Annotated in this window: 10 protein-coding genes; 4 read left to right on the top strand and 6 right to left on the bottom strand. The window is 47.5% G+C overall.

The features are described 5' to 3' along the window. Positions 1-17: 17 nt before the first annotated feature. From ACOIT5_RS11805 to ACOIT5_RS11795, 3 genes are all read left to right on the top strand, one after another. Positions 18-2,060, top strand: a complete 2,043-nt coding sequence (locus ACOIT5_RS11805; protein WP_423126363.1) for a DUF3857 domain-containing protein — start codon at positions 18-20, stop codon at positions 2,058-2,060. A gap of 19 nt (positions 2,061-2,079) precedes the next feature. After that, positions 2,080-4,020 (top strand): DUF3857 domain-containing protein, encoded by a 1,941-nt coding sequence (locus ACOIT5_RS11800; protein ID WP_423126362.1) that lies wholly within the window; start codon positions 2,080-2,082, stop codon positions 4,018-4,020. Between the two features lie 125 nt (positions 4,021-4,145). Further along, positions 4,146-4,361 (top strand): YgaP family membrane protein, encoded by a 216-nt coding sequence (locus ACOIT5_RS11795; RefSeq protein WP_423126361.1) that lies wholly within the window; start codon positions 4,146-4,148, stop codon positions 4,359-4,361. A 58-nt stretch (positions 4,362-4,419) separates the two neighbouring features. Here the strand turns inward: ACOIT5_RS11795 and ACOIT5_RS11790 are convergent, their stop codons facing one another. The 4 genes from ACOIT5_RS11790 to ACOIT5_RS11775 form a co-directional block, all read right to left on the bottom strand. Continuing rightward, complete coding sequence (locus tag ACOIT5_RS11790; protein ID WP_423126360.1) at positions 4,420-5,886, bottom strand: aminoacyl-histidine dipeptidase; 1,467 nt, start codon at positions 5,884-5,886, stop codon at positions 4,420-4,422. Positions 5,887-6,054: 168 nt separating this feature from the next. Next, positions 6,055-7,455 (bottom strand): MFS transporter, encoded by a 1,401-nt coding sequence (locus ACOIT5_RS11785; RefSeq protein ID WP_423126359.1) that lies wholly within the window; start codon positions 7,453-7,455, stop codon positions 6,055-6,057. 109 nt (positions 7,456-7,564) lie between these two features. Next, the gene (locus ACOIT5_RS11780; RefSeq protein ID WP_423126358.1) at positions 7,565-8,656 is read right to left on the bottom strand and encodes a DUF4831 family protein; all 1,092 of its coding nucleotides are present in this window, start codon (positions 8,654-8,656) and stop codon (positions 7,565-7,567) included. 115 nt (positions 8,657-8,771) lie between these two features. After that, the gene (locus ACOIT5_RS11775; RefSeq protein WP_423126357.1) at positions 8,772-10,283 is read right to left on the bottom strand and encodes an NAD(P)H-hydrate dehydratase; all 1,512 of its coding nucleotides are present in this window, start codon (positions 10,281-10,283) and stop codon (positions 8,772-8,774) included. A 141-nt stretch (positions 10,284-10,424) separates the two neighbouring features. On the opposite strand from ACOIT5_RS11775, the gene ACOIT5_RS11770 reads away from it, so the two are divergent. After that, positions 10,425-12,233: a peptide MFS transporter gene (locus ACOIT5_RS11770; protein WP_423126356.1), complete on the top strand. Its 1,809-nt coding sequence runs from the start codon at positions 10,425-10,427 to the stop codon at positions 12,231-12,233. Between the two features lie 114 nt (positions 12,234-12,347). On the opposite strand, the gene ACOIT5_RS11765 is transcribed toward ACOIT5_RS11770, so the two are convergent. Both ACOIT5_RS11765 and ACOIT5_RS11760 read right to left on the bottom strand, forming a co-directional pair. Continuing rightward, the gene (locus ACOIT5_RS11765) at positions 12,348-13,268 is read right to left on the bottom strand and encodes a putative 2-dehydropantoate 2-reductase (protein ID WP_423126355.1); all 921 of its coding nucleotides are present in this window, start codon (positions 13,266-13,268) and stop codon (positions 12,348-12,350) included. Positions 13,269-13,286: 18 nt separating this feature from the next. Continuing rightward, on the bottom strand, positions 13,287-16,754 hold the full coding sequence (locus ACOIT5_RS11760) for a hypothetical protein (RefSeq protein ID WP_423126354.1): 3,468 nt from the start codon (positions 16,752-16,754) through the stop codon (positions 13,287-13,289). Positions 16,755-16,890: the final 136 nt, after the last annotated feature.

The raw sequence follows: 16,890 nt of genomic DNA, 5'->3' as shown, positions 1-16,890 counted from the left end.
GATTTAAAACCTTATTTATGAAAACAACGTTACCAACAATCACTGCGCTATTCATCCTCCTGTGCTTTTTTCAACAGGCTTTTTCACAAAATGCTCCCGAAAAATTTGGCAAAATTGAGATCTCCGGCCTGGAATCGAAAGAATGCCCTATCGACGCACACGCCGATGCCTACTGCATCTTCGACGCCGGTGAAACCGAGTTCATTTACGACCAGTCGTCAAATAAGGGTTTTCAGTTGGTTTTTAACCGGCATCTCCGGGTAAAAATCTTAAACAACCAGGGGCTTTCGTGGGGCGATTTTCAAATTCCCATCTACCAGAAAGGCAGCACGCGGGAAGAAGTTACCAACCTGAAAGCCTTCACTTATAACCTCGAAGACGGAAAGATTGCAAAAATCAAACTTGAAAAAAGTGATATTTTAACCGAAGAAACAAGCGAAAACCTCAAAACGGTGAAGTTTGCCATGCCGGCGTTAAAAGAAGGTTCTGTGATCGAAATTCAGTATTCCATCAAATCAGACTTTCTTTTCAACCTGCAGGAATGGTATTTTCAACGAAGAATTCCCACCCTGTACAGCGAATATACCGTAACTATCCCCGAGTATTTTAATTACAATAAAACATCAAAAGGATATTTCCCGATTGAAACCGTGACCAACCGTAAACCCAGAAAACTGACGCTTACCCACCACCAGCGGGCCGAAGGAATGAGTGTCAAAGAAGAAAAGTACACCTATGACGTTGATTTTACCGAACACATCTATCATTTTCTGGCAAAAGATATTCCGGCATTTCCCAATGAAAAGTTTTTGAAAACAGCCAACAATTACCTCTCAAAGGTTGAATTTGAGTTACAATACACCAAATTTCCCCAACAGCCCATGGAGTATTATACTTCCAGTTGGGACGAAATTGACCGGAAGCTGGATGAAAGCTATAATTTCGGCCAGGAATTGAAACGGGCCAACCACCTGAATACTGATGCGGAACTTTTAAAAAGCAGGAACCTGAAGGATGAAGCATTGATCGATGCCGCATTAAGCCTTATGACGCAACGGGTAAGCTGGAACGGTGGGTTTAACAAGTATACTACATCGACACTTTCCAAAGCCTATAAAACCGGCGAAGGAAACAGCGCCGACGTAAACCTGAATTTAGTCATGCTGCTCCGGGCACTTGGATTTACCAGCTACCCGGTTATTCTGAGCACTCAGACTAACGGGATTGTACACCCATCGCACCCGTCAATCACCAGTTTCAATTATGTTATTGCTATGGTAAACCTCAACGGCAATACCTACCTGATGGATGCCACCGACCCGAATTCACTACGAAACCTGCTGCCTGTCAGATGTTTAAACGACAAAGGACGGATTATTGGAAATACGGCTGACAAATGGATCAATTTAATGGACTATAAAGCCTACATCACACGGTCGCAGAGCATCATCACGCTCGACAGTACCCTGGCCGTAACCGGTAAAATCCAGAAAAACCTACTGGATTACTGCGCTTATTCTTATCGGGGAAGTATCAAAGATAAATCTGACCCCGACGAGTCGTTAAAAACCCTGGAAGAAGACAATACCGCCTACCACATCAGCAATTTGAAAATAGATGGGCTCGACAGCATTTCAAACAGCCTGAAGCTAACCTACGAAATCAGTTCTGTCGACGGCATTAACAACGCGGGCGATATGGTCTACTTCTCGCCCGCCCTTGATCCGTTTTTTGATGAAAACCCTTTCAAACTGGAAAAACGCGAATTTCCTGTCGAGTTTGATTATCCGTTCCAGATTCAGCGGATGTACACCATTACGATCCCTCAAAATTATGAAGTCTCGGAATTGCCCAAACCAATCATCGTTAAACTCCCGGATAATTCGGGCAGTTTTCGTTACCACACGGAGCAAATCGGGAATATGCTGAATTTCAGCTCGCTGATCAGCATCAATAAAAGTTTGTTTTTACCCGACGAATACGAGTTATTAAAAGTCTTCGTGCAGGCTATTGTTGATAAAGAGAAAGAGATGGTCGTCTTAAAATCGGTTAGAAATTAAACAGGTATCGCCGTTAATCATGAAAACTCATCACCCATTTATCCGTGTGAAAAAAGCCGGTCTCTTTTTAGTTGTCTGCCTGTTGGCCGGAATTGCCGGAAATGCCCAAAACAAACTGGATGTATCGTTGATCCCTGATTCGCTGAAAAAAGATGCCAATGCGGTTATCCGGAATTCTTCAAGGGTTTACAACCGGCTGTCGGTCGACAAATATACGCTGGAGGTAAATTATACCGTAACCGTTTTAAACTCGAGGGGAATCCATGCTGCGGAATTAGCTGTTTATTACGACCGGAATTCTTCGGTCAGTTCGATCAAAGAAAACATTTACGATGCCAAAGGCAATCTGCTGAAAGCCATTAAAAGGAAAGATTTTAATGACTACGCCAGCAACAGCAGCTATACCCTTTACAGCGACAACCGGGTCATCCACTACAAACCTTCAAACAACAATTATCCTTACACAGTTGAGTACAGTTACACCGTCGATCATAAAAGCACCGTCGGTTTTGGAAACTGGTTGCCTCACGATTGGTTTGGAATCTCAACCGAAAAGGCTGAATTAATTGTAAAAACCCCGGCGACACTCGAACTGCGTTATAAAGAACTTAATCATCCTTTTATTTTTGAAAAGAAAGAACAGGACAACGTGATCCGGTACAGCTGGAGCGCTTCGCATTTAAAAGCGATTGCTTACGAACCGTCGATGTCTGATTACCTGGATATTTTTCCGGTTGTTGTTTTATCGCCCGCCGAAATCTCGTACGAAGGAACAAGCGGCAATTTTAACAGCTGGAAGAATTACGGCGACTGGGTTTATGGCCTGATTAATAAACGCGATGAACTTTCGACGGCAAGCCTGGACGAAATCAAATTACTTACCGACCCTATTTCAGATCAAAAAGAAAAGGTAAAAACGCTTTATAAATACATGCAGCAAAAAACGCGGTATGTCAACATTTCGCTTGGCATTGGCGGTTTTCAGCCTGCGCCTGCCACCGAAGTACATGCCAAAGGATACGGCGACTGCAAAGCGTTGAGCAACTACATGAGAGCCCTTCTGAAAGGGATTGGCGTGGAATCATATTATACCGAAATCGGGAACGGCCCGTCCCGGAAAATAAAATTCCCGGAATTTGCCAGCGCGAATCAAACAAACCACATCATTCTTTGTGTTCCCGTTGAACAGGACACCATCTGGCTTGAATGCACCAACCAGAACTATCCTTTTGGTTACATCGGGACCGGTAATTCAGACCGTTATGCCCTGCTGGTGACCGAACAAGGAGGCAAACTTGTACGGACCCCGGTATATGGCACAGACAAAAACACCCGGACATCGCAGCTGAAAGTCGACCTGCAGGAAAACGGATCAGCCCTCTTTGAATTAAATTCGGGGTTCAGAAATTCGCTGTACAGCGATGTTTTTCCCCTGATTTACCTGTCAAAAGAAGATCAAAAGAAAGAGTTGCTAAAATCGTTATCCGGAGGAGGACTTCAGATTGCTGATTTCCTGGTACAAGACACTTCAACTGGCGAAGCAGCCGCCGATTTGTACGTAAAGGGACAAATCGGCAGTTATGCCGTTACCGGCGGAACCCGTCTGTTTGTTGAACCGAACTTGCTGTTTCCGCATTCCTTTCCATCCCAAATCAGGAAAAACCGGAAACAAAACCTGTATGAAGCGGTCGGCTACGTATACAATGATACGCTCAGTTTAAACATCCCGAAGGAGCTGGAGATCGAATTTTTGCCGAAAGATGCCGAAATCAGCTCGTCATACGGTTCATACAAAATCAGCTACCGGAAGGTGACCGACAGCAGTATCCTGGTAAATCGGGTGATTACCATCAACAAAGGAAACTTCTCCCCGGCAGAATTTGAACAGATCAATACATTTTTGAACGGAGTCGGCCGGCAGGACAAAGAAAAAATCGTTTTATCGGTAAAAAAGACCTGACAGACATGCACTTCTCAACGAACTAAAGTAAAGTCAACATTCATTCAAATTGACTACTTTTGTTTTAACCGGATTTTTTCGAAGGAACTGGCAAAGAATAACGTATTAACTTAATTTTGGGAATCATGAAAAAAAACATGGGAATGACAGACCGCACCATCCGTGCAATTATTGCAGTAATCATCGCTGTTTTGCATTTTACCGGGGTTATTTCAGGTACCCTGGGGCTTGTTTTGCTGATCGTGGCATGTATCTTCCTGCTAACCGGTTTTCTTAGTTTTTGTCCTTTGTACCTGCCTTTTGGATGTAACACCCTGCCGAAGAAAGCACCAAAGGAATAACGATTTTTTTGCAGGGAACAACAGAGGGCCTCTGATAATCGGAGGCCCTCTGTTGTTTTTATTTTACAGGAATGTTTTTCAGTGTTTCCAGCAGAAAATCCCAGAATTTACCGACAGTTCCGATATTGACTTTCTCGTCGGGCGAGTGCGGAAAACGAATGGTCGGGCCAAACGAAATCATATCCCAGTGCGGATAAGTTCCGCCAAGAATACCGCATTCAAGTCCGGCATGGATCGCTTTGATTTCGGGCACTTTGCCATATTTTCCGGCATAAACTTTTTGCATGGTTTTCAGGATCGGCGACTCCATATTCGGCTTCCATCCCGGGTAAGCGCCGGCGAATTTTACGTCGGCTCCGGCCAGGGTAAACACGGCTTCAATGCGTTTACCCAGGTCGGTTTTGGCCGAATCGACAGAACTTCTCATCAGGAACGACAGACTAACCTGCTTATCGGCAGCATTGGACTTAATAATGGCCATATTCACCGATGTTTCCACCAAACCCGGCATACTGTCGCTCATACGGATCAGCCCGTTCGGACAGGCCATCACGGCCTTTGTCAGGTTCAGCTGCGTTGTTTCGTCAATGAGTGCGCCCGGTAGGTCTGCCGGCTCCAGGGCCATTTTCATTTCCGGTTCGGTTGCCGACAACTCCGTTTTTATGGTTGTAAACTCCGTTTCAAGCGCTTGTTTTAAGCGATCCGCCTTGTTTTGATCTACGATCAGCGTCCCGAAAGCCTCGCGGGGAATAGCATTGCGTAAACTGCCCCCGTCAACCGACGCCAACCGGGCGCCGGCAGCAATGCAAGCCTCATTCAGCAAGCGGAAAAACACCTTATTGGCATTTCCACGCTGCAGGATGATATCCATTCCCGAATGTCCGCCCTTCAGACCGGTTACACTCAGCTTAAAAGCCAGCGAACCTGCCGGAACAGCATCCGCCTTATATGTAAAGGTAACGCTTGCATCTTCTCCGCCGGCACAGCCCACGTACAATTCGCCTTCGTCTTCCGAGTCGGTGTTTAACAGGATGTCGCCCTGCAAAATCCCGGCTTTCAGGCCCTCAGCCCCATCCATGCCGGTTTCTTCGGTCGCCGTAAATAAGGCTTCGAGCGGCCCGTGAACCAGGTTGCCGGCAGCCAGCACCGTCATGGCCGCAGCCACGCCAATACCATTATCGGCGCCAAGTGTGGTGCCGTTTGCCGTTACCCACTCGCCGTCGATATATGCTTCAATCGGGTCGCTGACAAAGTCGTGTATTTTATCGCTGTTCTTCTGCGGGACCATGTCGAGGTGCCCCTGCAAAATGACGCCTTTCCGGTTTTCCATGCCCGGGGTAGCCGGTTTTCGGATGATGATATTTCCGGCTTCATCCTGAATGGTCTCCAAACCAAGGCTTTTGCCAAAATTAAAGATAAACTCCCGGATACGTTCTTCATGGTTGGAGGGACGCGGAATTTGCGTGAGTTTGTAAAAATTTTCCCACAGCGCAGATGGTTCCAGCGCACGAATGTTTTTATTCATTGCTCTTTATTTAAGTGATTACGATTTCAACAGAATCCTTTAAAAATACAATTTTACCCCCCAACTTGTTCTGACATTCGTCAGCTGAAATAAAAAACTGCCTGAAAAACCGGGTTTACGCTGTTATTCCGGTTTTTCAGGCAGCTTCGTTACAAACAGGGTTAAGGTTTATTCGGCTTCGACACCCGAAGGTAGTTCCAGTCCGTATTTATTTTGTTTATCAGCACGCAACAACATATAAGACAGGAAGATCGAGATCAGCCCGCAAAAAACCAGCATCAGGATCGGAATCGTGTAATCGTACATTTTCTCGCCCGCCTTGATGGCATCCAGATCGGCACGGTTTACATAGTCGAGCAAGGCGCCAATTCCCCAGAAGAAAAGGCCAAGCCCCCAGTTTTGGATGGTAAACATGGACGAATAGGCTGTTCCCAGGCGGTTTTCGGCAACAATTTTAGCTACCGAAGGCCACATGGCCGCGGGAACCAGTGCAAATGCAATTCCGAGTGAAATCAGTCCCAGATAGCCCAGCGTCACGCTGAGGAAAAGCGACAGGGACACGTGGGCGAAAATTAATAAGAATGCACCCAGGATCATCAACGAAGCCGCTTTCCCTTTTTTATCGACAATCGAACCGAAAATAGGCGTAAATAAGATTGTTCCCAGGGGAATCAAACCGGTAACCTTGGGGCCGTTGTGAAAAATAGCGCCGATCTTTTCAAATAAAGTCATCCCCGACAAATCGGGCAGCTGGTAGGTAAACCCAAATTTATTCACCAGCAAATCGGGCGCGTACTGGATAAAAGGGAACACCCCTGAATAAAATGCCACACACAACAAGGTAATATAGATAAAGCCTTTATTGGTAACCAATTTCAGTAAATCGCTGAATTTAAATTCCTCTTCGCCGGCGCCCTCTTCCTTCATGGCATTCACCTGCCTGTCGAGGCGAATATCGAAAATCAGGTAAGCCAGAAACAAAATAAAACCCACGCCAATCAGCGAAGCGGCAAAAGCAACCGCCGGGGCCACATGTCCTCCCCCGATTTCAACGGAGAAAGCCGTTCCGAAAGCCGTTCCGAAACGACCAAAAGCCACATTAATGGCCATTGCCAGGGCCAGCTCATATCCTTTAAACCATTTTACGGTTGTTCGGGTAACAATCACGCAAATGGATTCGAGACCAATGCCAAACAACATTCGTCCGGCCATCATGAATTTCATCATGGTTCCCGGATCGTCGCCAAACATGCCATAAGTGGCCATCGCCGTTACGGATGCGCCAAGCGTTGCCACAATTCCAAACACCACCCCGGCCACGCGGATTCCCCACTTATCCAGGATAATCCCGCCTACCATGATCATCCCGACCATGTTTGCCCAGGTGGTAGAGCTGATGATCAGCCCAAACTGGCTGCTGTTAATTCCAAGTTCCGACATCATCAGACCTTTCAGTCCCGACATAAAATCCTGAAACCAATAGGTACCGAACATGAACATAGAAATAAGCACCAACACGAACCAGCGTACTGCGGCCGAATCTTTTAACGTCTTTTTAATCGCATCCATCGTATACTAATTTGTAAATTTTCGTTCGAAGTTGGTAAAAATAAAAAAAATAGCAGCCCGCCAACCGGCAGGAATTAAAAAAGGCAGTCACAAGCTGCCCTTTCCTGAATTATTTTTGAAGAATACTTTTTATCCCTCCCGTTTTTGGATGAAAAACAACCTGATGGTTACCATCCAGCAATTCTTCGGGTAAGGGGGCTACCGTTCCAAACTGGGCCAGATCCACCCGGGTTGCGGCCATCAGGTTAATGCCGTTTTGCATCCGGATTTCAGCCTTTCCAGGCATGCGGTAATAAACGCCGCTTGCAGCAGTCGGCTGGCTCAGCAGTTTTTCCTGGGCCGATGCCAGGTCGTCCAGTTTTTTGATGTCGAGCACGATGGGTTTTCCGCTCATGTCGGTTTTGGGTAAAACGCCTTTATTTTCGGAAAAACGAAAAACAACTTCACCCGAAACCGAATTTTCGCCGGGAATAAAATCGAAACAATATTCGAAGGTACTTTGGTAGGATTTGCCAATAAACAAAGCCACATATTCAGCCTCCAGTTTTCCCAATTCGTCCACCATCAGCTCGTAAGCGCGTCCGTCGGGCAATTGTTCATCATACCCGTTTGCCAACGATTTAAACCTGCGCTTGCGCAATTTGGTGATCGTATGCGCAGCTTCCATCGCTTTCTCCTGCAACGATTTCGGAACAATCACATTCCGGCGGGACGAATCCTGCTTGGCAAAAAACGGGTTTAACGATAAATCGGAGAAGGGGTAATCCGGGATTTTTGTCTCTCCCAAAAAGGTTGAAACAACCGGCGACTCAACTCCTCCATCTGCCGGTTTATTGATGCCGGCCAATACACCCGACTCGGTAAGGCTAAGCAGAGATGCTCCGCTACCTTTTGCTTTATATACCTGCTTGGGGTCGGCCTCGCTGAAGGTTTCAATTTTCACATCATCAATGGTCCAGTTTTCCGAATCCGACGCGGGCGCATTCTTTAATCCAAGCATGGTTTCGGCATATTGGTAATACGGCCCTCTGAAAAACTTTTCCTGAGTAGCTTTCACGTAAACCCGCACACCGGTGCGCGGCAAACTGTACACGACCCCGTCGCTAAAAGCAAGACCGGGTGTAGCTTCTTTTGCACGTTGTGCAAACAGAGCCAGGTTGCTGAAGAGCAACAAAAACAGTACGGTGTATTTTGTCTTCATGACTAATCGTTTTTTAAATTCTTCTCAAAAATAATGATTGTCGCTCCTGAACCGCGGTTTTTCGATAAAAAATTCCAGGACTGACCTTTAATTTTATAACTGACGCCTCCGCGTTTTATTTTGCCAGATGGAGGAATGCTTTCCCGAAATGCTCAATCAGATCGCTCGCCATCAACGCTTCTTGTCCATGTTGCTGTTCAGCCAAATCGCCGGCCAGGCCATGAAGATAAACAGCCAGGAGCGAGGCGTCGCGCGGCGTATAAGCCTGGGCCAGCAAGCCAAGCAGAAAACCGGTCAGTACGTCGCCGCTGCCGGCAGTGGCCATGCCCGGGTTACCGGTGGTGTTGAAACATACCCGTCCATCTGGAAATGAAACCGCTGTATGGGCTCCTTTTAATACTACAATTACCTGATAGGTTGCCGAAAACCATAGCTGTAATTGCAGGCGCGACCAGGAATCGGATGTTTCGCCTGCCATGCGTTCAAATTCTTTCGGATGGGGTGTCAGGATGCTGTTCGCCGGAAGCAACTCGTACCAATCGGGGTGCATCGAAAGAATATTCAGGGCGTCGGCATCGAGCACAAGTTTGGACGGATTGGCCAGTAAAAGTTCTTTCAGCGCCTTTTGCGAGTTCGGCTTACACCCGACCCCCGGCCCCACACCAACCGCCGAAAACTGAGCCGGTTCGGGAAATTCCGTAAACATCAGATCAGAGGCGTCAATGGAACACATGGCCTCGGGAACCGTTGTTTGAATAACGGGGTAACCGGTGTGCGGCACATGACTGGTAAGCAAACCGGCGCCGGCGCGCAAACAAGCTTTTGAGGCCAACACGGCAGCCCCCATTTTTCCGTAGGAGCCGGCAATCAGCAGGGCATGGCCAAAGCTTCCCTTGTGCGCAAATTTCCGCCTTTTCAGGAGCAAAGACGAAGCATATTCTTCCGTTAAAAAATGAAACGGCGTTTGAAAAGAAGAAATAGCCTCCGGGTGAAGCCCGATGGGCAATACTTCCCATTGTCCGAGCAAATCTTCATGTTCATGAAAAAAGAAACTCAGCTTGGGAAACTGGAAGGTCAGTGTATAATCGGCTTTTACCACTTTAGCCAGGTCGTTTCCCGAATTATCCTCTCCAAACAGGCCGCTGGGCATATCGATTGCCACAACCTGCGCCTGCGAAGCGTTTATCCGGGCAACAACCGCTTCGGCCAAACCATCAAGCTGCCGGCTCAAACCGGAGCCAAACAAACCATCAATCACCACCGCGTTTTCAGGAATTTCAGGCAGATCGCCCATTTCAGACAGAACGATCAGCTTCGCTTTTCCCTGTTCCTCCAAACGTTGCCGGTTTATGGCCGGCGAACCGCTCAAGTCCCGGCCAAACCCAAGCAGGTATACTTCACAGAAATAGTCGTAATCAGCCATCATCCGGGCAACAGCCAGGGCGTCGCCGCCGTTGTTCCCGGGGCCGGCAAAGATGATTAATTTCCGTTCGTTTGAGCAATGATGGATTAACCAGTTGACGATTTGCAACGAAGCCCGTTCCATTAAATCAATATCTTCAATTGGTTCATTTTGAATGGTGTACCGATCAATTTCGGCTATCTGTTTCGTGGAAAAGATCTTCATAAGGCTAATTTTAAACCGAATTTACAAAAAACTATCCTTCCCAACCTGATATTTATCAAACTTGAGAAGCAAAAAAGTTGATTATATTTGTCAGTCTTGCAAAACTTTACAACAAAAATTTACTAATTAAAAAGATCAATTATGCTGAAAGGACATCCCAAGGGGCTATTGGTGGCATTTTTTGCCAACATGGGCGAACGATTCGGTTTTTACACCATGATGGCCATCCTGGTGCTCTTCTTACAGGCCCGCTTTGGCCTCACCGAAGAAGTAGCCGGTGATATTTACAGTTGGTTTTACTTCGGAATTTATGCGCTGGCGCTGGTTGGGGGCATCGTGGCCGACTGGACAAAAAAATACAAGCTGGTTATTTTCGCCGGGATTGTAATTATGTTAGGCGGATACGGTATTCTGGCCATCCCCAACATGTCGCTGGCGATAACCGTTATTGCCCTGTTTGTGATTGCATTTGGTAACGGATTATTTAAAGGAAACCTGCAGGCTGTTGTGGGACAGTTGTACGATGACGAACGCTACTCGAAAATGCGGGATTCGGCCTTCATGATTTTTTACATGGGGATCAATGTCGGTGCTTTTTTTGCCCCTTTTGCCGCTACCGGAGCCCGCAACTGGTGGTTAAAAGCTAATGGTTTTTTACACGACGGGAGCCTGCCGGCGCTCTGCCATCAATACCTGAACGGAAGCATGACCGATACGAGCCAGTTTTCCTCGCTTGCCAACAACGTCAGCCTAAGCGGACCAGTAACCGATTTAAATGCCTTTGCCGAAAGTTACATCGGGGTATTCTCGCAGGGGTATAACTATGCCTTTGGAATCGCTGCCGGGGCTATGATTATTTCGTTGCTGATCTATGTTTTATTTCAGAAACTTCTGCCGAATAAAGAAAAACAATTGCCGAAAGCCGCAACGCAAGTGGCTGAAGATATTACACAACCCCGAAGCAGGTCGAAATCAATGGCTGTGGTAGCCGCTTTGGTTGCTGCCGCTGCAGTCACGCTGCTGACCGGGATAGTACTCGACTACAAAACAGGGATGGCCTTTGGCTTGTTTGCCGCCTTTGTCACCTGGATCTCGTTGTCGGCCACCAAAGAAGAGAAGCCCAAAGTAAGCTCACTGATCCTGGTGTTCTTTGTGGTGATCTTTTTCTGGATGTCCTTCCACCAAAACGGACTGACGCTGACCTTTTATGCCCGCGACTATATTGTGAAAGAAGTAGGTCCGTTCACCCACCTGTTTTTCACGCTTGAATCCATCCTGTCGGTTATTGGCGCCATCTCGGGGCTTATCATGCTGATTGCAAAAAACAGTTCAACGGTCAACCGCATTATTGGAGCCGCCTTACTGCTGGTCGGAGGAAGTCTGTCTGCCTGGTTTGTTATTAATAACGGCCCTTCCAATGCCATTGCACCGGAAGTTTTCCAATCCTTCAACCCGCTGTTTATCGTTTTTCTGACTCCCCTGGTTATGGGTATTTTCAGCTGGCTGAATAAAATCGGGAAAGAACCCTCGACGCCCAAAAAGATCGGCTACGGGATGATCATCGCCGCTGTCGGTTTCCTTGTTGTTTTAATCGCCTCGATTGGTTTGGTTTCGCCTCACGAACTGGCCGGGCAGGCTGTTCCCGACAGCTCGCGGGTATCGCCGTACTGGTTGATTGAAAGTTACCTTGTGCTGACGATCGCCGAACTTTTCCTGAGCCCGATGGGATTGTCATTTGTTTCGAAAGTGGCCCCGCAGCGTTTCCAAGGCTTGATGCAGGGTGGTTGGCTGCTTGCAACGGCAGTTGGAAACAAACTGTTGTTTGTGGGAAGTTTCTTCTGGGGGAAACTCGACTTATCGTACCTGTGGTTAATTTTTATTGTATGCTGCTTGGTTTCTGCCGCCTTCATTTTTGCCATCATGAAACGGCTGGAAGCAGCAACCAAATAATGATTGAGAAATCTAGCTGAAAGAAAAGCCTGTTCAAAAGTTCACTTTCGTTGGTCAGCCCGAATTTATTTCGGGCTGACCTCTGATATGGAATGAACTTTTGATCGGGCTTTTTTATGTCTTCATTTGTGCCTGAATAAACTGAAGTTGTTTTTCAAGCATCGACACTTTTTTCATTTCAAAACCAGCTTTAGCAGCCTCCCGGACCGGATTGGAATAAATGGCCTCAATTTCCATCGGGCGCTTAAAGTCATAATCCAGTTTCATACTGGGTGCGTACGGCGCCATTCCGGCTGTCATTTCCAGCATGCTGTGAGCAAATGCCTCGTCGAGGTTTACGCCGCAATGGTTGGCGCCCCCGATCACTTCCTGCATCAGTTCCAGGGCAAGGGTGCGGGCAGCTTCGTTCGCCATGATCCGGTCGGTCGTTGTATTCAGTACTACCGCCATCCCGTTGAAGGGTACGTTCCACACCAGTTTTTGCCAGCGCGCATGGTACAGGTCTTCGGAAAGCCGGCAAGGAACCCCGGCCTGCTGAAAATCGTTGCAAAGTTGTTGCAGCATTTCCGGCCGATTCAGCTTATAAGCCCCCAGCACCAGTTTTCCCAGGTCGAGGTGACTGATGTGCCCCGGTCCCGTTTTATTGGAACAAATAAAGGCCAAACCTCCTGAAATCTGCACATCAGGTAACTGTTTTTCGAGTTCCGCTTCAATGCCTAAACCATTCTGAATCATCACCACCAGGCTGTTTTTATGAATAAGCGGCAGCAACAAGTCTTTTAAAAGATGATTATGGGTTGTTTTCAGGCAAACCAGGATCACATCGCAAACCGGCATGCCGGAGGTTGAAGCATACGCATTCAGCTTATTCAAATGAAAATCTCCGTTCACCGAATCAATGCGGAGTCCGTTTTCGCAAACATACCGGTAGTCGCTGTTGAACAGGAAATGAACATCATGCCCCGATTTTGCCAATAATCCGCCGTAATAACCGCCTAAGGCTCCGGTTCCGATAAGTCCGTATGTCAGTTTCATATGACCTCTGATCCGTCATTAATCCTCGATCAGACTCAGGGTGTCAACGCCAAGCGTACCGGTCAAATCGGCCAGGTAAGCCGGCGCCGATACTTCCTTCAGTCTGGCCTTTGCGGCGTTTAAACGTTCGGGGAGCGACAGGCGCACCGAGGTTTCGGCGAAATTCCTGCGGCTGGTTACTTCTTCGATATAAGCCACATTTTTTGTCCACTGGGCCACATCGCGTTTTTGTTTTTCAAGCAGGCGTTCTTGGTACCAGTTGCTGTTCAACACCGCTTCAGGCGTAAACATGGCACGGATATCGGGATGATTACGTCCTTTTCCCCGGTAAGTTCCGTCGATCATCAGATGAATCAACGCTTTCAGCGGCGGGCAAAGCAAATCGACCGTTCCGTCGCGCATGTAACCCTCGGCCACCCGTTTTTGAGTGATCGACAGGTTCTCGATGGAGGCGACAAACATATCCATATCCTGCAATTCCGGCTTCAGCATGTCGTCGCTAAAAACAGCGTCGGGTTTACTGAAAATACGGGCCATGAAATGGGTCACAAACCGCAGGGTAATCCGGTAACCCAATAAGCTGGCGTCCACTTCCCTGCCCTGATAGGTAAAATTTTCCACTTTCTCCAGGTAACCATTGTCAATCAGGAATTTGGGCTCGCGCTCTTCCACCGACATGCGGCACCAGATTTCCGGGATCAGCAGACTGATATCGTGATCAACCTTATATTTTGGGCCTACATAACCTGCCGCCGAAGAAAATCCGTCGTAACCGGTCAGGATGTACGACAGGAAGGCATTATTCAGGTCCGAAGCCGGCAACAGCGAGTTGAACGGCCCTTTGGTGAGGGCCCCTTCAGAACCGAAACCGGTTGTTGAAGGAGATTTCCCGGTGATGCTGCAAATAAAATCGATGAACAGCTCCGGCAACTCCTGGTAATGAATCGGGTTATACACGGCTAGGGGCGGCACCTTATTTTCCGGCTCGGCCGGATTGTTCCGGCGTCCCGGCAACACCGCGTTTACCGGCATAAATACCGGCTTATCCAGCGGAATTTTACGAAAAATGCGGGTACCTACTTCCGCCACATATTTACTAACCGGATCGACCAAATCGGGGCGTATCTGAAGGTAGCGCGGATTCTTTGAGGGAACTCCGTTTACCAGACGCGGTTCGGAAGGAACCACCAAAAATTCAGGAGTATCGCTTGCCAGAAAGTTATTGATCAGGTCCTTGACCGGCTGTGTATATAGCTCAAAACCAATGGCATCATCTTTAATCTCCTGCACCTGCTTCCGCGTGAGCGGTTCAAAATTCGACAAGAAGGTATTCGGGCTTGACAGGTCCTTTTCGCCCTGTTTGTCATACCCTTTGATGATGCAGTCATCCGGACGCTGAAACAAGCGTGATTCGCAGTTTTTGACGATCTTGACACTTCGATTGGCATATTCCGGGTTCAGGTTTTCCAGTTTTTTGGCATCGAGGACCACCGAAGCGGTAATGTCATCCTCAAACTGTACTTTGGCCGAAGGATTGTAATCCTGACGCGTCAGGAAAATACGCCAGGAATGATCGATATCATGCCCTACCCGCAAATAATTTGTCAACAACTTACTGGATTGGAACTTCAGTTCGTTGCCCGGTATCCCGTTTATTTTATCCACCGAAAAATATTTCCGCCAGTCTTTGTCCCAGTCCTGGCTGTAATTTCCCTTGATCACATAAATAAGCACCCTGATGCGTTGCGGAAGCGAACGGAGCCAGTCGTTGTATTCGTCGGTATACTCGTCGGCGGGGGTCAGCAATTTAATCACCGATCCGAGGGAACGGCGGCGGCTCAGTATGTGCCGGGGTTTCTTTACGGAATAATCAGCGGGTATTTTGAACCGTTTGGAATAATCTTTCGACATAATCTCTTCCACCATGTCCAAATCGGTATTCAGGTCATTCACAATAACCGATCCCTGGATCATGGCATCTTTGATTGATTTGGAGATCTCAGATTTTCCGCCTCCCGACACGGTGCAGGGCTTGTGGCAAAGCGTTCCTTCGGCCGTAGTGCCCACCAAATGCCATTTTGGTCCTTCCAGCCGCTTTTTCATTTCAACTTTGTATCCGTTCGGATAAATGTAATACTTGTAAGGAAGCAATTTGATCACCTGTTGCTTCCCGCCGGTATGCCAGGTGATGGTCTGTTTCAGCAAATCAAAATTGGCGTCCTCAGGAATATAAACGACATCAGGGTATTTTTTATCGACCGCATAACCTTCTTTTTTAAGCTCCAGCATGTCGGCAAACAGATAAAGGAACGAAGCAAAGTTCAAGCCATTGGTCGGGAGCCGTTCATCAAGGTAACATTTTTCGCCCAGGTTATAGCTGCGGAAGGCAATGGCTCCGCCGGCATGTTCTTCTTCAGCCAGCCCGTACAGGTTGGCCGAATAACCGATCATGGTTTTTACTTCTTTTTTGCAATAGCCGTAATAGTTATCGGCAATCAGGGTGACAACCACTCCCCGTTTGTCGCGGGCGGTAATTTTAAACGCGTTGCCATCGTTGTATTTTTCGTCCTCCTTTGTCCAGCACATACCGTCCCGTTTCTGACGATCGGTGGCATTATTGTAAAACGGAAGGCCCAGTTCTTTTTTTGTAAAAACGGTCAGATGCGGTGCCAGAATCACGCAACCGGTGTGGCCGGTCCAGGTATCCGGATTTAAAGCCGCATCGTTTTCCGGCAGAAAAGGATCGCCTGCATTTCCGAAGATCGATTCGACAAAATCCAGGTTGGAAACCAGGCTACCCGGGGCTAAAAATTTGATTTCCATCGATTTTTCGGCCATCACTCCGGGAACTTCGGGCACCACAACCGGCCGAAGCATCAGGCTGACAAACAACTCGGCCGCCTGCTCCTGGTTGGCGGTAAACGGAAGCCGCATCAATTCTCCGGGCGGGTTCAGGGCCTCTTGCAGTAACTTACAGAAAACAGGCTTGGGCACCGCTTTTTTATCATCAGGGACAGGTAATCCGCCTTCGCAAATATGAAAAACGCCTTTGGTGGTCCTCCGGTCTTCTTTTGGATTGTTCAGGATCCCCTGTGCCGTACGGTACGACCGGATGATGTCGTTTTCAAAATAATCTCCGTCGGCAGGTAACGAAACTTTACGAGCCAATCCGTAGCGATCGAGAATAAACGGGTGGTCGGGAAAAGCGAAGGAATTATCGCCCGGAACATCGCTTAAAAATTCCTTAAGAAAATTTTGAACACGTTGCCCCAGCGGAGAAGTTTGGTTAGCCAACAGCCTGGATTTAATGTTGTAACTATCCAGCAGTGGTTTGGCAATTTCCAGCAGATCCGATTTTACCCCGGTCATACAAGTCGGATAACCATCGGCTGCAAGCTTCAGGTTGATATATTGGATGATCTTTTTGTATGACACTTCAGGCTCGTTCGCATCATTACCTATCCCAAAAGTTCTGTTTACTGTCATGATCTGATTTTTAAATGATTAGGGATGAACGTTTACGATAAAAGGCTGTATCCGGTTTTTAAATAGCTCCTTTTTCTGTCAGTTTCGAAAACACATTCAATTTTATCGACCAGAACGTACAGGTACATGAAACCGG

The sequence above is a fragment of the Gaoshiqia hydrogeniformans genome, assembly GCF_049347105.1.
Taxonomy (GTDB): Bacteria; Bacteroidota; Bacteroidia; order Bacteroidales; family Prolixibacteraceae; genus Gaoshiqia; species Gaoshiqia hydrogeniformans.
This window is presented reverse-complemented; position numbering and strand designations above follow the sequence as displayed.